Below are 18,119 nucleotides of genomic sequence, written 5' to 3'. Positions count from 1 at the left end.
GCGGGGGCGGTGTCCGCGCGACCGGACACCGCCCCCGCCCCCGGAGAGCCGTCAGCCGACGGCTCTCCGGGGCAGTCCCTGAAGGGCCAGGTCGAGCGCCTGCAGGAATCTGTTGGTCGTCACACGGTCGCGTACGGCGATCCTCAGCCACTCCCTGCCCAGCCCCGGGAACGTGTCCCCGCGCCGCGCGGCGAACCCACGCGAGCGCAGCAGCTCCCGCACCTCGTCCGCCCGCTGGAGCCGCAGCAGCACGAACGGCCCGGCAGCCGGCTCCACCACCTGTACCTCGCTGAACTCCGCCAGTCCGGCCAGCAGATGCGCCCGGTCCACCGTGACCCGGTCCGCCGCGTCCGCCGCCTCGACCAGCGCACGCGGCTCCATGCACGCCTCCGCCGCCGCCAGCGCGGGGGAGGACACCGGCCACAGCGGCTGTGCCTCCTGCAGCAGGGCGACCGTGGCCGGTTCGGCCAGTACGTAACCGATCCGCAGGCCGGCGAGGCCCCAGGTCTTGGTCAGGCTGCGCAGCACGACCAGCCCGGGAACGTCCTGGCGGGCACACAGCGCCTCGCGTTCTCCCGGCACGGCGTCCATGAACGCCTCATCGACCACCAGCGTCCGCCCGGGCCGCGCCAGTTGCTCCAGCACGCCCGCGGGATGCAGCACGGAGGTCGGGTTGGTCGGATTGCCGACCACCACCAGATCCGCGTCCTCCGGCACCGCCGCCGGATCCAGCCGGAAGCCGTCCTCCGGGCGCAGCACCACCCGCCCGACCTCGCGCCCCGCCGCGCGCAGTGCCGCCTCGGGCTCGGTGAACTGCGGATGCACGACGACCGGCCGCCGGGCGGGCAGCGCCCGCGCGATCAGTACGAACGCCTCGGCCGCGCCCGCCGTGAGCAGGACCCTTTCCTCGGGCAGCCCGTGCCGCCCGGCGACCGCCGTCCGCGCCGGCCGTCCGTCGGGGTAGGCGGCCAGCGAACCCAGCGACGCGGCTATCCGCTGCCTCAGCCAGTCCGGGGGTGTGCCGGTCCGTACGTTGACCGCGAGGTCGGTCAGATCGAGGCCGCGTACTTCCGCGTCGCCGTGGTGCCGCAGATCGGGTCCGGCGTTCTCGCTGTGCTTCGTGGGGGGCAGCATGGCAGCCATGGTGAACGGCTCGGCGCCATTCGTCGATGCCGTGGTGCCGTCGGCCTCCCCCCGGCGGGCCACCGCGCAGGTCGCCGACCGCGATCTCCGCTTCGGAACCAGCAGTTCACCGCCGTCCATGAGAGCCGCAGCCTCCGCGACCGACCCGGTGGCCACAGCCGCACGGGGCGCCTCGGACGGATGGGGCACAGGGACCTCCGCCAGCGCGCCGGCCGTGTACGACCGCACGGGCACCCCCAGGCGCGCGGCGGCACCGGCGATCCCGGGCTCGTCCGCCCTGGAGTCCAGCGTCGCCAGGGCAACCACGTCACCGGCCGTCAGCCGGGCCTCCTGGAGCGTCCTGCGGATCAGCCCCAGCACCTCCTCGGCGGGGACGCCGCGACGGGCACCGACACCGACGACGAGCGCGGCTCGGGTCATGAGGGGAGGTCCTTCCAGGGGCACGGGTGAGCGGATGCGGGCAGGGCAGAGGTCAGGGTGACCTGAGGTGCGGGAGGAGGGGTCGATCCGCTAGCAAGGGCCCATGGCGGTATTCGTCGCGCTCGGCGCGTTCCTGATGACCCTCGCGGGCGGCTGGGTCGCGCAGCGCGTCAGCGACCGCCGGCACCTCGTGCTCGGTTTCGCCGGCGGACTGATGCTGGGCGTCGTCGGTCTCGATCTGCTGCCCGAGGCGGTGGAGGCCGCAGGCGGCGTGGTCTTCGGTGTCCCCGCCGCCCTGCTGCTGTTCGTGGGAGGTTTCCTGACGGCCCATCTCGTCGAGCGTTCGCTGGCCGTACGCCAGGCGGCACACGGGGCGGGCGAGGAACGGGTGCCGCAGGTCGGGCTGACCGCTGCGGCCGCGATGGTCGGCCACAGCCTGATGGACGGCATCGCGCTCGGCGCCGCGTTCCAGATCGGCGGCGGAATGGGAGCCGCCGTCGCACTCGCCGTCATCACCCACGACTTCGCCGACGGGTTCAACACGTACACGATCACCAGCCTCTACGGGAACGCCCGCCGCAAGGCCCTCCTGATGCTGTACGCGGACGCCCTGGCCCCGATCGTGGGCGCGGCGACCACCCTGCTGTTCACCCTTCCGGAGGAACTGCTCGGCTGCTATCTCGGCTTCTTCGGCGGGGCGCTGCTGTACCTCGCAGCGGCCGAGATCCTCCCGGAGGCGCACCACGACCACCCGGCCCGCTCCACGCTGCTGTGCACGGTCGCGGGGGTGGGCTTCATCTGGCTGGTGGTCGGCATCGCGGAGTGACGTCACCCCGGGCGCCGTTCCACGGGAGCGGAGCGACGTCACCCCCGGCACTGCTCCACGAAACGCCGGGCCACCCCGGGCTCCGCCGCCCAGTGCGTGTGCAGATAGCTCGCGTGCACGCCGCCCTGCACGAAGCCCTCCACCCGCCGCTCCGGCTGGTGCAGCCCCCAGGCGGGCGTCTCACCGGCCCCGGGCTCCAGCACCGTCCGGTGGAACTCGTGTCCGCGCAGTCGGGTCCCGGCGACGGCCAGCACGCTGTCGGACACCGCCACCGCCTGCCGGTAGCCGAGGGTCAGCCGATCGGACATCCGGGCCGAGGCGTCCAGCACCCCGCACATCGGCCGGCCGTCCAGCTCACGGGCCAGGTAGAGCAGCCCCGCGCACTCCGCCGCGACCGGGGCGCCTGACCGCGCCAGATCCGTGACCGCGCGGCGCAGCGGCTCGTTCGCCGAGAGCTCCGGTGCGTACACCTCGGGGAAGCCGCCGCCGATGACGAGCCCCGCCGTGCCCGCGGGCAGCTTCTCGTCGTGCAGCGGGTCGAAGACGACCACCTCCGCGCCCGCCGCCGTCAACAGCTCGGCGTGCTCCGCGTACGCGAAGGTGAACGCCGCGCCGCCCGCCACCGCCACCACGGGCCGGACCCCCGGCGAGGGGAGCGGCTCCGGCTCCCACGCCTCGTCGGGCAGTGCGGGCGCGGAGCGGGCCAGTGCCAGCAGGGCGTCCAGATCGCAGCCCTCCCGTACGCGGTCACCCATGGCCCGCACGGCGTCGACGGCGTCGGTCTGCCGCTCGGCCACGGGGACCAGGCCCAGATGGCGCGAGGGGGTCGCCACCTGCGGCGCGCGCCGCAGAACCCCCAGGACCGGCAGCCCGGACTCGTCGAGCGCCTCCCGGAGCAGCGACTCGTGGCGGTCGGACGCCACCTTGTTCAGGATCACCCCGCCGATCCGCACCTCCGGATCCCAGGAGGCGAAACCGTGCACCAGGGCGGCGACCGAGCGGGACTGCGAGGACGCGTCGACGACCAGCACGACGGGCGCCCGCAGCAGCTTGGACACCTGGGCGGTCGAGGCGAGTTCACCCTGCCCCGACGCCCCGTCGTACAGCCCCATCACCCCCTCGACGACGGCCAGGTCGCAGCCGCTCGAACCGTGCGCGAACAGCGGGGCGACCAGACCTGGCCCGCACATGTACGCGTCGAGGTTGCGCCCCGGCCGGCCGGTGGCCAGCGCGTGGTAGCCGGGGTCGATGTAGTCGGGCCCCACCTTGTGCGGGGACACCGCGAGCCCACGCTCCGCGAAGGCCGCCATCAGGCCCGTGGCGACCGTGGTCTTGCCGCTGCCCGAAGCGGGTGCGGCTATGACCAGACGAGGAACACTCACCACTCGATGCCTCTCTGGCCCTTCTGACCTGCGTCCATCGGGTGCTTGACCTTCGACATGTCGGTCACCAGGTCGGCGGCCTCGATCAGCTTCTGCGGGGCGTTCCGCCCCGTGATCACCACGTGCTGCGTCCCCGGACGGTCGCGCATCACCTCGACGACCTCGTCGGTGTCGATCCAGCCCCAGTGCATCGGATAGGCGAACTCGTCGAGCACGTACAGCTTGTACGTCTCGGCGGCCAGGTCACGCTTGACCTGCTCCCAGCCCTCCCGGGCCTTCTCCTCGTTGTCCAGCTGATTGTCCCTCTGGACCCACGACCAGCCCTCTCCCATCTTGTGCCAGTCGACGCTGCCGCCCTCGCCGCTCGCCCCGAGCACCTTCAGCGCGTTCTCCTCGCCGACCTTCCACTTCGCCGACTTCACGAACTGGAACACCCCGATGGGCCATCCCTGGTTCCAGGCCCGCAGCGCCAGCCCGAAGGCCGCCGTCGACTTGCCCTTCCCGATCCCCGTGTGGACGAACAGCAGCGGACGGTTACGCCGCTGACGTGTCGTCAGCCCGTCGTCCGGTACCGATACAGGCTGTCCCTGTGGCATTAAGCGGCCCTCCCGGCAGCAGTGATGTCCTTGACCAGCCCGGCGATCGAGTCGGCGCGCAGCTCGTCGAGCGTGACCGCGCCGCCTCCCAGATCCCGGGCGAGCTGTGCGGCGAGACCGAGGCGTACGAACCCCGACTCGCAGTCCACGACGACGGCCGCGGTGCCCTCGGAGGCGTGCAGCCGCCCGGCCCGCGCCGCCAGCGCCACCGGGTCGACGCCCCCGGTCGCCCGGCCGTCCGTCACCACGACGAGAAGCGCCCGCCGCGACGGGTCGCGCAGCCGTTCCACCCGCAGCACGTCGTGCGCCTTGAGCAGTCCGGCGGCCAGCGGGGTCCGCCCGCCGGTCGGCAGCGACTCCAGCCGCGCCGCCGCCGCGTCCACCGACGAGGTAGGAGGCAGCACCACCTCGGCGTCCTTGCCCCTGAAGGTGACCAGGCCGACCTTGTCCCGGCGCTGATAGGCGTCCAGCAGCAGCGACATCACCGCACCCTTCACGGCGCTCATCCGCTGCCGGGCAGCCATCGACCCGGACGCGTCGACGACGAACAGCACGAGATTGCCCTCGCGCCCCTCCCGCGTCGCCTGCCGCAGATCGTCACGCCGCACGACCAGACCCCGCCCCGACCGCCCGCGCGCCCGCTGGTGCGGCGCGGCCGCCTGCACGGTCGCCGCCAGGTGCAGCTTCGTCAGCGCCCCCTCCGGCCGCCGCGACCCGGTGGTCCGGCCGTGCTCGGTACGCGCCCGGGACCGCCGTCCCGCCGCGCCCTCGCCCAGCCCGGGCACGCTCAGCATCTTCGTACGGAACGGCTCACCGGCCCGCACGGGCTGCTGCTCCCCGCCGCCGCCCGGAGCGGGCGCGTCGCCGCTCCCGGCGTCCTCCCGCGTCGACGACCGGCCGGGCGCGTCGGCACCCCCGTCGTCGGGACCACCCGTGTCCCCGCCGCCGTCGTCGGGGCCGTCACCCTGCGGGGGCACCCCGCCGCCGGGCCCGCCGGGGTCCGGATCGTCGTCGCCCCCGTCCTGGTCGTCAGCCGGGTCCGCGGCGTCATCGAGGGTCTGGTCCAGCTTGTCCTCGTCCAGCCCCGGCGCGTCGAACGGATTGCGCCTGCGCCGGTGGGGGAGTGCCAGGAGCGCGGCCTGCCGCACGTCGTCCGCGACGACCTCCTCGCGGCCCGCCCACGCGGCCAGCGCCGTCGCGGTACGGGCCATGACGATGTCGGCGCGCATGCCGTCGACCTCGAACGCCGCACAGGTCGCCGCGATCTGCCGCAGCACGCCGTCGCCGAGCACCACACGCGGAAGCAGGGCGCGCGCGGCGGTGATCCGCTCACGCAGCGCCGCCTCCTCGTCGGCCCACCGCGCCGCGAAGCCGGCCGGGTCGTCGTCGTAGGCGAGCCTCCGCCGCACGACCTCCACGCGCAGGTCCGTCTCCCGGGAGGCGGCCACCTCGACCGTCAGCCCGAAGCGGTCCAGCAACTGCGGCCGGAGCTCGCCCTCCTCCGGGTTCATCGTCCCGACCAGCAGGAAACGGGCCGCGTGACGGACCGACACGCCTTCCCGCTCGACGTAGGAGGCGCCCATGGCCGCCGCGTCCAGCAGCAGGTCCACCAAGTGGTCATGGAGGAGGTTGACCTCGTCGACGTACAGGATCCCTCGGTGGGCGTCGGCGAGGAGCCCCGGCTCGAAGGCCTTCACGCCCTCCGAGAGCGCCCGTTCGATGTCGAGCGCCCCGACGAGCCGGTCCTCCGACGCACCGACCGGGAGCTCCACGGTCCGCGCCGGGCGCGACACGCCCGTACCCGCCTCGTGGGGGCCGTCAGGACACGCCGGATCGGGCGTTCCCGGGTCGCACGAGAAGCGGCACCCCGCGACGACCGGGACCTCGGGCATCAGCGCGGCGAGCGCCCGCACGGCGGTCGACTTGGCGGTGCCCTTCTCGCCCCGGACCAGCACCCCGCCGACGGCGGGGCTCACGGCGTTGAGCAGGAGCCCGAGCCGCAGATCGTCCTGCCCGACGATGGCGGTGAAGGGATACGGCGTACTCACGGAGCCTCCTCTGTAACGGTCACATCTGCACTCTCACGTCCGGCTGCGACGGGCCCCTGCCCGCCCGGAACGGGTCTCCCGGGCCCCTCGGGCGTGCCGGGAGCGAGGCCGGGCTGCTTTCCCTGCGCGAGGCCGGGCGCGGGCGGCGTGCCCGGCGCGAGGAACGGCAGCCCCTCCGGCGCGCCGGTCTCGATCAGCCGCCACAGCGCGTCCGTGTCCGCGTGTTCCTCGATCAGGTCCCCCAGCCGGTCCAGCTGTTCCTCCCGCAACGCCCCGAAGCTCGTGTCCGGCGCCGCCGTGAAACGGCGCCCCGCGGCCCGCGCGACCTCGGTGAGGAACGCCCGCCGGAAGGCATCGCTCTCCAGCGACCCGTGCCAGTGCGTCCCCCAGACCGAGCCGACCCGGCACCCGTCGAGGAACGGCTCGCCGCCGCTCACCTCGGCGACCCCGTGATGGATCTCGTACCCCTCCACCGGCTCCCCGAGAGCCGTCCCGACCGGCCGGGCCAGGACCTTCTCGCGGCCGAAGCGGACCCGCACCGGCAGCAGTCCGAGCCCCTCGACCAGGCCGGCGCGCGACTCGACGTCGTCCTCGATGCGTTCACCCAGCACCTGGAACCCGCCGCAGATCCCCAGCACCGGCCGCCCCTCGGCGGCCCGCCGCAGCAGTGCGTCGGCCAGCCCCCGCTCGCGCAGCCACGCCAGCGCCTTCACAGTGCCCCGGGTCCCCGGCACGATCACCAGGTCCGCGTCGACGAGCTCCTCCGCCCGGTCCACGAACCGCACCACCACACCCGGCTCGGCCGCCAGAGCGTCCACATCGGTGAAGTTCGACATCAGCGGCACGGCGCACACCGCGACCCGCAGCACGTCCTCGCCGTGCGGCGGCGCCACGACCGACTCCCGTACGGTGCCGCGCATCGACACCCGCAGCCCGTCCTCCTCGTCGATCCCCAGACCGTGGGCGTACGGGAGCACCCCGTACGTCCGCCGCCCCGTGAGCCCCAGCAGCATGTCGAGACCGGGCTCCAGCAGTGACACGTCACCACGGAACTTGTTGACGAGGTATCCGGCGATCAGCGACTGGTCCTCGGGGCTCAGCAGCGCCGTCGTACCGAAGAACGAGGCGAACACGCCGCCCCGGTCGATGTCGCCGACCACCAGCACGGGAAAGCGCGCGGCCCGGGCGATGCCCATGTTCACGATGTCCGTGCGCCGCAGATTGATCTCGGCCGGACTGCCGGCCCCCTCGCAGATCACCGCGTCGTAGGTGGTCCGCAGCTGCTCCAGACAGTCCACGACCGTCCCGAGCAGGGCCTCCTGACGCCCACCGTGGTAGCCGCGCGCACTCATCTCGCCGACCGGTCTCCCCATCAGGACGACCTGGCTGGAGCGGTCACCGCCGGGCTTGAGGAGCACCGGGTTCATCAGCGCCGACGGCTCCACCCGGGCGGCCTGCGCCTGCATCGCCTGGGCGCGGCCGATCTCCGCCCCCTCCCGGGTGACGAACGAGTTCAGCGACATGTTCTGCGCCTTGAACGGCGCGACCTTCACCCCCCGGCGCACCAGCCACCGGCAGATCCCCGCCGTGACGACGCTCTTTCCCGCGTCCGAGGTGGTCCCCGCGACCAGCAGCCCGCCGCTCATTCGCCCCTCCGTCCCATGGCCAGCCGCCCCGCCGCACACACGGCGAGGGCCAGCACACTCACCCGGCGCGACAGCCGCACCGCGCGTTCGATGTCCGTGACCCGCACGTCCCGGCCCGCCTCGCCGTTGAGCACCGGCCGGTGCTCGACCCGCCCGCCGTACGCGAGCGTGCCGCCCAGCCGTACGCCGAGCGCTCCCGCGAAGGATGCCTCCACCGGGCCCGCGTTGGGGCTGGGATGCCTCCCGGCATCGGCCCGCCAGGCCCGGACCGCGTCGCGCGGGCGCCCCCCGGCGGCCACCGCGAGCACGGCGGTGAGCCTGGCCCCGGGCCAGCCGGCGACGTCGTCGAGCCTGGCCGACGCCCAGCCGTAGCGCCGGTAGCGGGGCGACTTGTGCCCGACCATGGCGTCGAGCGTGTTGACGGCCCGGAAACCGACCAGCCCCGGCACCCCGCCGAGCGCACCCCACACCAAGGCCCCCACGACGGCGTCGGAGGTGTTCTCGGCGACGGATTCCACCACCGCGCGGGCGATCTGCTGCTCGTCCAGCGCCTGCGGATCGCGGCCGCACAGATGCGGCAGGCGCTCCCGGGCGAGCTCGACGTCCCCCGCGGCAAGCGCACCGCCGATGGCGCGGGCCTCGCGGCCCAGAGAGGTTCCCCCGACGACGGACCAGGTGGCGGCGGCCGTCAGTGCCACGGCGGCGGCGGGACGGTCGCGCACGGCACGGGCGGCCAGCGCGGCGACGCCAGTGGCGCCCCCGGCGCAGAGGAGCGTGTGCAGGGCGCCCCAGCCGCGGTGATCGCGCCACAGCCGGCTCTCGGCGCCCGCCGCGGCACGCCCGAAGGCGGCGACCGGGTGACCCCGCCGGGGATCACCGAGCAGCAGGTCGCCGATCAGACCGGCGGCGGCGCCGTACGCGAAGATGCGGTCGGCTCGCACCGCTCAGCCGGCCGTCGCGCCTCGAAGGGCCTTCTCGGAAGGTGGTGCGGTGACCGACGCAGGGCAGCCCGACATGGCGTATGTCCTCACTCAGGGTCCGCGCCCTGGTTCGACGTGACCGGCGACGAGAGTCTCCTGGCTCCCGGATCCGCAGTTCCTCCGGCCTTCCAGCCCGCGGTGGCGGACCGTGACTTCCGTATGGAGGCTGCTCCCCGGTGACAGTGGCGGGACCGCGCCGGATTCGCACCGGCTTCCTCTCCTGTCGCCGTAAACGGCTCCGGCAGTCCACCATGACCCGCGAACGCCCGTCAACCTGCCGTTGACCTGCGAGGCTTCGGTGTGCTCAGACGCACACCGGGCCGGACACACGAGGTGTGTCCGGCCCGGTGCGCGTGTCCGTGCGGGTCAGGCGACGATCAGATAGATCCCGTACGCGACCGCCGCCACGCACAGCCCGAAGCAGGCGTACGCGCCGGTGCGCATCAGGGCGTTGGAACCGCCGCCCCCCTGCGCCGTCGGCACCTGCTTGGCCAGGCCCATGATGCCGAGGGTGAAGAGGCCGACCAGCGCGACGGTGACCACGAGGCTGACGCCGAAGACGGAGGCGAGAGCTGCCCAGTCGATGTTCATACGGATCTGTCCTTACACCGTGGCCCGGTCGGCCGGGGTTCCGGCCGTCGGGGCCGGGGCCGAGATGGTGGTCTTGAGGTCCGGCGTGACGGTGCCTGCGGGCGGCGGGCTCACCGCCGAGATGGCGGTGGTGACGACGCCCGCGGGCTCGGTGTCCGCGTTCACGTTGGTGTGGTCGACCGGCTTGCGGCGCGACAGCAGCCAGATGGCGGCGGAGCCGGCGACGAGGATCACGGCGACCACCGCGACGCCCCAGGGGCCCCGCTTGGTCAGGAACTCCGAGCCCGCACCGATCAGACCGGCGGCCGGCAGGGTCAGACCCCACGCGACGAACATCCGGGTGGCGGTGGACCAGCGGACCGTGCCGCCCTTGCGCCCGAGACCCGCGCCCATGACGGCGCCGGAGCAGGACTGCGTGGTGGAGAGGGAGAAGCCGAGGTGCGAGGAGGCCAGGATGACCGTGGCCGCACTCGTCTGGGCGGCGAAGCCCTGCGGCGGGCGGAGGTCGGTGAGGCCGCTGCCCATGGTGCGGATGATGCGCCAGCCGCCGAGGTAGGTGCCCAGCGCGATGGCGATGCCGGCGGACGCGATGACCCAGACCGGCGGGTTGGAGCCGGGGGCGAGGACGCCGCCGGTGACCAGGGCAAGGGTGATGATGCCCATGGTCTTCTGCGCGTCGTTGGTGCCGTGCGCGAGCGACACGAGACCGGCCGAGGCGATCTGGCCGGCGCGGTATCCCTTGGCGGTCGACTTCAGCTGGGCCTCGTCGGTGATCTTCCGGTTGAGGCGGTACGTCAGCTTGGTGGCCAGGAGCGCGGCGACACCGGCCACGAGGGGCGCGGCGATCGCGGGCAGCAGGACCTTGGTGACGACGGTGCCGCCGTCGATCGAGGACCACCCGGCCGACATGACCGCGGCACCGATGAGGCCGCCGAAGAGTGCGTGGGAGGAACTGGAGGGCAGGCCGACCAGCCAGGTCAGCAGATTCCACAGGATCGCGCCGACGAGCGCGGCGAAGATGACCTCGGTTCTGAGGCCTTCCTCGTTGATGATCCCGCCGGAGATCGTCTTGGCGACCTCCACCGACAGGAACGCGCCGACGAGGTTGAGAACGGCGGACATCGCCACCGCTGTCTTGGGCTTGAGAGCGCCGGTCGAGATGGTGGTGGCCATCGCGTTGGCGGTGTCGTGGAAACCGTTCGTGAAATCGAACACGAGAGCTGTCACGACCACAATCGCAAGCAGCAGCGTGATGTGTTCCATTTACCCAGGCAATCGTTCGACGTCATTGGCACGTGGAACGTAAGCAACCTGGATGAACGGAAGATGAACTGGGCAGGGCGGCACGGTGACCCCAATCGCGTAGGCCGGTTCCGCTTGTGTGCGTGAAGGGTGCGTCGGACGTCCCCGGGCCGGTGCGGGAACAGGCCCCTGCCCGGTGAGCGTCCGGTGCCGGCCCCGCGCCCGTCAACATGCCTCCTGTCCGATGTGTCCCTCTAAAGAGACATCAGTCACGTGACCCTAGGATCACCGCATGAGTGACATGGGCGGGGACGCGATCGAACAGGCGTGGGACGGCGTTGTGGCGACGGCCCGGAGGACGGCGGCGGAGGGGCTGGTCGTCGGCACCTCGGGCAATGTGTCGGCCCGGGTCGGTGACGTCGTCCTGGTCACCCCCAGCGGGGTCCCCTACGACCGGCTCGGCCCCGGGGACGCCGTCGGCGTCGACCTCGAAGGGCGCCAGGTCCTCGGCGAGATGGTCCCGACCAGCGAGCTCCCGCTCCACCTGGCCGTCTACCGCGCGAGCGACGCCATGGCAGTCGTCCACACCCACGCCGTGCACGCGACGGCCGTCTCCACCCTCGTCCCCGAGATACCGCTCGTCCACTACGCCGCCGCCATGCTCGGCGGCCCCGTCCGCACCGCCCCCTACGCGCGCTACGGCACGCGGGAACTCGCCGACAACATGCTGGCCGCCCTGCGCGAGCGCACCGGCTGCCTGCTGCAGAACCACGGCACGGTCACCTACGGGAACACCCTCGACGAGGCCTACGACCGCACAGCCCAGCTGGAATGGATGTGCAGGCTCTGGCTCACCGCGAGCTCCGTACCCGGCCTCCGGCCGAGCCTCCTCACCCCTGCCCAGCTGCGCGACGTGCAGGACGCCCTGAAGGGGTACGGCCAGCCCGGCTGAGCCCCGCGCCGCACCGTACGGCCGCTGCCCACTGGCAGCCGGCGCCGCCGCCCAGGACACTGGAGCCGTGCGCCCGGCAACAGCGGCGGCAGTGGCCGCAACCTCGATCCTCGGCGCCGGCGCGGCAGCGGTCGCCGCCGGACGCTACGCCAGCGACGCCGCCCTCGGGGCGCCCTCGCCACGCCCCTTCCCGGCCGACCGCCGTCTCACCGTCCACGCCACCGCGGCGGGGCAGGTCACGCTGACCCGCTCCTTCTCGGCGCTGCGCCCCGGTACGTACGGGATCACCGGGCGCGGCGTACACGCGGTGGTCGGCCCGGTGATCGAACAGGCGCCCCACGGCTCCGCGGACACAGTCGTGCGACGGCTGGAAGGCGTGACCCTCGGCAGCCTGAAGCCGGGTGCCAGGGTCCGCCTCACCCCGGAGCTCCACCGCGGGGACCCGCTCGCGGCCCTGGGTCTCACGTACAAGGAGGTCGAGGTCCCCGGCGAGCTCGGCGCCCTGCCCGCCTGGTTCGTCCCCGGTGCCCGCGACACGTGGGTGATCACCGTGCACGGCCTCGGCACCACCAGGGACCACCCCATGAACGTGATGGGGTTCCTCCACGCCCAGCAGCTCCCCGTGCTCGACCTGGCCTACCGAGGCGACGCGGGCGCCCCGCGCTCCCCGGACGGGCTCGCCCACCTCGGCGAGTCCGAATGGCGTGACCTCGACGCGGCCATCCGCTACGCCGTGCGCTACGGGGCCGAGAACGTCATCCTCCACGGCTGGTCGTCCGGCGCGTCGATGGCTCTGCACGCCGCCGTGAACTCCGCCCTCCGCGACCGCGTCCGGGGCCTCGTCCTCGACTCCCCGGTCATGGACTGGAAGACCACCCTGCGCGCTCTCGCCTCGGCAAGGGGCGTTCCGTCCGCGCTGCTGCCCCTCGCCGTCCGGGCCGCCCAGGGCCAGACCGGGCTGCACGGCGCCCGGCTCCTGGACACCTCGGTGCCGACGGCCCTGCACGCCCCCACCCTGATCTTCCACGGCCCCGACGACACCCTGGCCCCCTGGCAGCCGTCCCGGGAACTCGCCGCACGCCGCCCCGACCTGGTGACCCTGCACTCCGTGGCGCAGGCTCCGCATGCGGCGATGTGGAATGCCGACCCGGCCGCCTACGAAGAGGCACTCCGACGCTTCCTCACGCCTCTGATGTGAGCTGATGGTCCGGAACCGCCCGGTTGGTGCCCGCCCCGGAAGGCCTCCGAACCCCGGTGACGCGGCTTCCGTTTGGGCTTTCGGCCCGTCAGAGGCAAGACTGCTCCTCGTGACGTCCCGTACCCCGCGCGACTCCAGGCTGCGACTTGTCCGCCCGCGACCCCAGGCGACCGCCCGCAAGGCCGTGACGACCCGGCGCACCAGGCCGGCCCCCCGCCCACCCGAGGGCACGCCGCCACCGGCGGAACTGGCGCGCCAGGCCAGGGCCGTGCTGGCCGATGCCGTGCGGATCGCCCACTGGGCCGCCGACGGCACGAGCCCCGGCTCCGCCCCGCTCGCCGCCCAGGTCCTGGAGCGGGCCGCCGCCGCGCTCGAACTGTCCCCGGCCCAGGTGCGTACCGGCTGGGACCGGGCCAGGCTGGCCGGGCTCATCGAACTGCACGGCGACACCGCCCGCCCCGGCTGGCGGCTGCGCGCCTGGGACCGCGACGACTCCGCCGTGCTCCGCGGCTGGGTGGCGCTCTTCGACGCCTGGTCGCTCGTCCACGCCTCACCCGACGGCATCGAGGCGGCGGCGGTGGCCGAAGCCGTCGAGGCCGTGCCCCAGGTGCTCTCCCTCCTCCAGCTCTCGGCCGGCGCCGTCACCGTGCCCGCCCTCCTCGACCTGCTCGGACAGCGCGTCGCGGAACTCCACGAGGAGCGGTGCGAGGTGCCGTACGGGCAGCAGGATCAGCCCGCCCCCGCCGAGGGCCCGTCCGCCGATCTGAACGCGCTCCTGCTCGACTGGGCACTGGAGGGCCTCGCCTCCGTCGGCGCCCTCACACTGGGCGCGGGGCACGCCACCCTCACCCCGCTGGGCAACTGGGCGGTCTGGGTCAAGCTGGAGCAGATCTGCGTCGCCGCCCAGAGCCCGGCCGGCAACATCGAGCAGCCCGCCGCCGACATGCTGCTCGGCTGCGCACGGCTCACCCCCGGCCCGGCCCGCGCCGAATACCGGGCCTGGCTGGCCGCCCGGCCCGTCGGCAGTGCCGTCGCCGAACTGCTGGCCGTCGCCCGCGGTGAGGACGCCCTGCTGCGGGGCCTCGCCTTCGAGGCGCTGCGCGTCGTCGGCGCCCCCGCGGAGCCCGTCGTCCGCTCCGTCGCCACCGAGGCGCCGCTGCGCCCGTACGCGCTGCTCTGGCTCGCGGAGTACGAGGGCACCGACCCGGACGACGCCCAGGACGTCCTCAGCCGTGAGGAAGCCACCTGGCTCTGGGTCGACACCGCCGCTGCCGTGGCCGACCACGGCGAGACCGGCCTGCTGGTCCGCCACCTCGACTCGGCCGTCCAGGGCACGGTCCCCGCGCTCCTGGACGAGGTGCGGGCCGTGGGACACCCGCGGACCGTCCAGGTACTGGTCGCCCTGGCAGCCGCCCACCCGGATCCGGCCCTCGCCAAAGCCGTGCGCCGCGCCGCCTTCCAGGTGCACAACGGCGGGGTGTGACCCGCGGGAGCCCGCGCGGCCCCGGGGGACGTTCAGTCCGAGGACCCCGGGGCGTACGTCCCGAAGCTCCAGACATTGCCCTCCGGGTCCCGCGCCATGTAGTCGCGCGAGCCGTAATCCTGGTCCGTGGGGGGCATCAGGATCTCCACACCGTGCTCCACGGCCCGCGCGTGGTGCTCGTCCACCTCGTCCACCACCACGTACACCCCGGAGGGCCCGGCGCCGGTCATCGCCTTGGCGAAGACACCTTCCCGCCCCTTGGAGCCGAGCATCACCCTGCCGTTGCCGCAGGAGAGCTCGGCATGGAGCACGCTGCCGTTCTTCCCCTCGTACACCGCTTCCTCGGTGAAGCCCAGGGCATACGTCAGCACTCTGATCGCGGCCTTCGCGTCGTCGTACAGAATCGTCGGATAGATCGTGGGGACGCCGTCCGTTCCTGCCATCACGCTCACCCTCTCCTGCTCACCGACACCGTTCCGATGTGATCTCCGTCTCAGTCTCGCACCGGCCACCGACAACGTCAGCCGAAGGTGTCGCACCGGCTCGGGTCACCGGTGCGGAAGCCCGTGGTGAACCACTGCCGCCGCTGTGCCGACGAGCCGTGCGTCCAGGACTCCGGATTCACGCTCCCCTGGAACTTCTCCTGAATCCGGTCGTCGCCCACCGCGGCCGCCGCGTCGAGCCCGTCCTGGATGTCGGCCTCGGTCAGCTCCGTGATCAGGGGCCGCCCCGACTCGGCGGGGGTGGTCGTCGCGTGGTTCGCCCAGACCCCGGCGAAGCAGTCCGCCTGCAGCTCGACCTTCACGGAACCGCTGTCGGAGCCCTGTCGGCCGTCCTGGGCCCTGCCCAGGGTGCCCAGCTGGTTCTGCACGTGATGGCCGTACTCGTGCGCCACCACGTAGGCCTCGGCGAACGGGCCGCCACCGGCCCCGTACGTCGTCCGAAGCTCGTCGAAGAACCCCAGGTCCAGATAGACCTGCCGGTCACCGGGGCAGTAGAAGGGGCCGGCCGCGGAGGTGGCCGAGCCGCAGGCGGTGCCGATCCGGTCGCTGAACAGCACCGTCCGGGCCGGTGTCCAGGTCTCGCCGCTCCGCTCGAACACCTGCCTCCAGTAGTCCTGCACGCTGTTGACCACGGCCACCGTCCGGCAGTCGTCCTCGGTGTTCGCGTCCTCGCCCGTCCGGCAGCCCTGCTCGACCTGTGCCGCCGACGACGACGTGGCGGCGGGCTCGGGATCGCCGGAGGAGAGGCCGAGCTGCTCCGGCCCCACACCGAGGAACAGGCCGAGGACCAGCGCGACGAGCCCGACGACCCCACCGCCCACGGTGGCCCGGCCGCCCGGGATCCGGCTGCCGCGCACGTCCCGGACCTCGGACGTGTCCAGGTCGGCGTCGTCGTCGAACTGCATGGGCAACCACCCTCTGCTCCCGCCGTTTCACGGCGCGTGTGCCGTCCTGCGCCGAGTATCTGGCAGTTCGCCCGGGTGTGCCCGGGTGTGTGACATGCCACAGCGGTGCCGTGGCCGGAGCGGAGCATGAGGAAAACCAGGTGGACACCGCCAGTAGACTGAGTCCCATGGCAATTCTCCTTGTGCATTAGACGGCGTCGAGTCGTGAGTCCGCTGTCCCTCCGCCGTCCATACCGCCCTGGAGTATTTCCTTGATCACCGCTTCCGGCATCGAGCTGCGCGCCGGCGCCCGCATCCTCATCGAGTCCGCGTCCTTCCGCATCGCCAAGGGCGACCGCATCGGCCTGGTCGGCCGCAACGGCGCGGGCAAGACGACCCTCACCAAGTGCCTCGCGGGTGAGGGGTCGCCGGCCGGCGGCACCATCACCAACAGCGGCGAGGTCGGCTACCTCCCGCAGGACCCGCGCACCGGCGACCTCGAGGTCCTGGCCCGCGACCGCATCCTCTCCGCCCGCGGGCTCGACGAGATCCTGCGCAAGATGCGGGAGAACGAGGAGCGGATGGCGAACGGCAAGGGCGCCACCCGCGAGAAGGCGATGAAGAAGTACGAGCGCCTGGAGACGGAGTTCCTCACCAAGGGCGGATACGCCGCCGAGGCCGAGGCCGCCACCATCGCCGCCGCGCTCAGCCTGCCCGACCGTGTGCTCGGCCAGCCCCTGCACACCCTCTCCGGTGGTCAGCGCCGCCGTGTCGAGCTGGCCCGGATCCTGTTCTCGGACGCCGACACCCTGCTGCTCGACGAGCCCACCAACCACCTCGACGCGGACTCGATCGTCTGGCTGCGCGACTACCTCAAGACGTACCGCGGCGGTTTCATCGTGATCTCCCACGACGTGGAGCTCGTCGAGACGGTGGTCAACAAGGTGTTCTACCTCGACGCCAACCGCGCGCAGATCGACATCTACAACATGGGCTGGAAGCTCTACCAGCAGCAGCGCGAGGCCGACGAGAAGCGCCGCAAGCGCGAGCGCCAGAACGCCGAGAAGAAGGCCGCGACCCTCAACGCGCAGGCCGACAAGATGCGCGCCAAGGCCACCAAGACCGTCGCCGCCCAGAACATGGCCAAGCGCGCCGACCGGCTGCTCTCGGGCCTGGAGGCCGTGCGGGTCTCGGACAAGGTCGCCAAGCTGCGCTTCCCCGACCCCTCCCCGTGCGGCAAGACCCCGCTGATGGCCGAGGGCCTGTCCAAGTCCTACGGCTCGCTCGAGATCTTCACCGACGTGGACCTGGCCATCGACAAGGGCTCCCGCGTCGTGATCCTCGGCCTCAACGGCGCGGGCAAGACCACCCTGCTGCGCCTCCTCGGCGGAGCCGAGAAGCCCGACACCGGCGAGGTCATCGAGGGCCACGGCCTCAAGCTCGGCTACTACGCCCAGGAGCACGAGACCCTCGACCCGGATCGCTCCGTCCTGGAGAACATGCGCTCGGCGGCGCCCGACCTCGACCTGGTCGCGGTCCGCAAGACCCTCGGCTCCTTCCTCTTCTCCGGTGACGACGTGGACAAGCCCGCCGGAGTGCTCTCCGGCGGCGAGAAGACCAGGCTCGCCCTGGCGACGCTCGTGGTCTCCTCCGCCAACGTCCTGCTGCTCGACGAGCCGACGAACAACCTCGACCCGGCCAGCCGCGAGGAGATCCTCGGGGCCCTGCGCACGTACAAGGGCGCCGTCGTCCTCGTCACCCACGACGAGGGCGCGGTCGAGGCGCTCCAGCCGGAGCGGATCATCCTGCTGCCCGACGGGGTCGAGGACCTCTGGGGTGCGGACTACCGGGATCTGGTCGCCCTGGCCTGACCCGCAAGGGCTCCCCGGCCCGTGCTGAGGCCCAGTGATCCAATGCGCCTGGATCATTCGGCCCATCGGTGATCCATCATCTGGGTGAGCAGGTCTCATACCCCGGCGCGGCGCCCGGCAGATAGCTGTCGGGCGCACTCATTTTCGGGCGCCCCGCCCCGTACGGCCCTGACCTGCCCGTTTTTCCTGCGACCGGTCCCGAAGGGCCCCGGGACCTCTTGGAATGCCTGATTCCGCTTGTGTCCGACCGCTTCGGGACGCCGAATCCCGTCGTAAGTACCTTGCCGAATGGGTGGCCAGGGAGCCCGGTAGGGGTGATCATGAGAGTCCAGAGCGCACTTCCTTGAGGAGGCA

At 72.9% G+C, this 18,119-nt stretch carries 15 protein-coding genes and 1 riboswitch; of the genes, 5 read left to right on the top strand and 10 right to left on the bottom strand.

What is annotated here, in order from left to right:
* Positions 1-51: 51 nt before the first annotated feature.
* Entirely contained in the window at positions 52-1,563 is a 1,512-nt protein-coding gene (gene cobC, locus HED23_RS23930) for an Rv2231c family pyridoxal phosphate-dependent protein CobC (protein ID WP_203185438.1), read from the bottom strand.
* A gap of 103 nt (positions 1,564-1,666) precedes the next feature.
* On the opposite strand from cobC, the gene HED23_RS23925 reads away from it, so the two are divergent.
* Positions 1,667-2,389, top strand: coding sequence for a ZIP family metal transporter (locus tag HED23_RS23925; RefSeq protein WP_103513725.1), 723 nt, complete (start codon positions 1,667-1,669; stop codon positions 2,387-2,389).
* A 38-nt stretch (positions 2,390-2,427) separates the two neighbouring features.
* Here HED23_RS23925 and HED23_RS23920 read toward each other — a convergent pair whose 3' ends face one another.
* From HED23_RS23920 to HED23_RS23890, 7 genes are all read right to left on the bottom strand, one after another.
* Complete coding sequence (locus HED23_RS23920) at positions 2,428-3,774, bottom strand: cobyrinate a,c-diamide synthase (protein ID WP_203185437.1); 1,347 nt, start codon at positions 3,772-3,774, stop codon at positions 2,428-2,430.
* On the bottom strand, positions 3,768-4,367 hold the full coding sequence (gene cobO / locus HED23_RS23915; protein WP_147962028.1) for a cob(I)yrinic acid a,c-diamide adenosyltransferase: 600 nt from the start codon (positions 4,365-4,367) through the stop codon (positions 3,768-3,770). Before cobO ends, HED23_RS23920 begins: the two co-directional genes overlap by 7 nt.
* A complete protein-coding gene (locus tag HED23_RS23910) occupies positions 4,367-6,415 on the bottom strand; it encodes a putative cobaltochelatase (protein ID WP_203185436.1) in 2,049 nt (682 codons plus the stop codon). Before HED23_RS23910 ends, cobO begins: the two co-directional genes overlap by 1 nt.
* A complete protein-coding gene (locus HED23_RS23905) occupies positions 6,412-8,061 on the bottom strand; it encodes a cobyric acid synthase (protein WP_203185435.1) in 1,650 nt (549 codons plus the stop codon). The genes HED23_RS23910 and HED23_RS23905 overlap by 4 nt, the downstream gene beginning before the upstream one ends.
* Positions 8,058-9,002: a cobalamin biosynthesis protein gene (locus tag HED23_RS23900; RefSeq protein ID WP_203185434.1), complete on the bottom strand. Its 945-nt coding sequence runs from the start codon at positions 9,000-9,002 to the stop codon at positions 8,058-8,060. The genes HED23_RS23905 and HED23_RS23900 overlap by 4 nt, the downstream gene beginning before the upstream one ends.
* A gap of 128 nt (positions 9,003-9,130) precedes the next feature.
* A riboswitch (cobalamin riboswitch) is annotated at positions 9,131-9,260 on the bottom strand.
* A 147-nt stretch (positions 9,261-9,407) separates the two neighbouring features.
* Positions 9,408-9,632, bottom strand: coding sequence for a hypothetical protein (locus HED23_RS23895; protein ID WP_203185433.1), 225 nt, complete (start codon positions 9,630-9,632; stop codon positions 9,408-9,410).
* A 12-nt stretch (positions 9,633-9,644) separates the two neighbouring features.
* Positions 9,645-10,895: an inorganic phosphate transporter gene (locus tag HED23_RS23890; protein WP_203185432.1), complete on the bottom strand. Its 1,251-nt coding sequence runs from the start codon at positions 10,893-10,895 to the stop codon at positions 9,645-9,647.
* Positions 10,896-11,166: 271 nt separating this feature from the next.
* Between HED23_RS23890 and HED23_RS23885 the strand changes: the two genes are divergently transcribed.
* From HED23_RS23885 to HED23_RS23875, 3 genes are all read left to right on the top strand, one after another.
* Positions 11,167-11,826: a class II aldolase/adducin family protein gene (locus HED23_RS23885; RefSeq protein WP_203185431.1), complete on the top strand. Its 660-nt coding sequence runs from the start codon at positions 11,167-11,169 to the stop codon at positions 11,824-11,826.
* Positions 11,827-11,893: 67 nt separating this feature from the next.
* The gene (locus HED23_RS23880) at positions 11,894-13,024 is read left to right on the top strand and encodes an alpha/beta hydrolase (protein WP_203185430.1); all 1,131 of its coding nucleotides are present in this window, start codon (positions 11,894-11,896) and stop codon (positions 13,022-13,024) included.
* A gap of 184 nt (positions 13,025-13,208) precedes the next feature.
* Entirely contained in the window at positions 13,209-14,507 is a 1,299-nt protein-coding gene (locus tag HED23_RS23875) for a hypothetical protein (protein WP_203187610.1), read from the top strand.
* A gap of 32 nt (positions 14,508-14,539) precedes the next feature.
* Here HED23_RS23875 and HED23_RS23870 read toward each other — a convergent pair whose 3' ends face one another.
* Entirely contained in the window at positions 14,540-14,950 is a 411-nt protein-coding gene (locus tag HED23_RS23870) for a VOC family protein (RefSeq protein ID WP_203187609.1), read from the bottom strand.
* Positions 14,951-15,027: 77 nt separating this feature from the next.
* On the bottom strand, positions 15,028-15,915 hold the full coding sequence (locus tag HED23_RS23865; RefSeq protein WP_203185429.1) for a neutral zinc metallopeptidase: 888 nt from the start codon (positions 15,913-15,915) through the stop codon (positions 15,028-15,030).
* Between the two features lie 251 nt (positions 15,916-16,166).
* On the opposite strand from HED23_RS23865, the gene HED23_RS23860 reads away from it, so the two are divergent.
* Positions 16,167-17,765 carry an ABC-F family ATP-binding cassette domain-containing protein gene (locus tag HED23_RS23860; protein WP_203185428.1) on the top strand — a complete coding sequence of 533 codons (1,599 nt, stop codon included), beginning with the start codon at positions 16,167-16,169 and terminating at the stop codon, positions 17,763-17,765.
* Positions 17,766-18,119 lie beyond the last annotated feature (354 nt).

Origin of the sequence: Streptomyces pratensis (genome assembly GCF_016804005.1) — a bacterium.
Taxonomy (GTDB): Bacteria; Actinomycetota; Actinomycetes; order Streptomycetales; family Streptomycetaceae; genus Streptomyces; species Streptomyces pratensis_A.
Note: the sequence above shows the minus strand (reverse complement) of the source record. Positions and strands in the feature narration are given on the sequence as shown.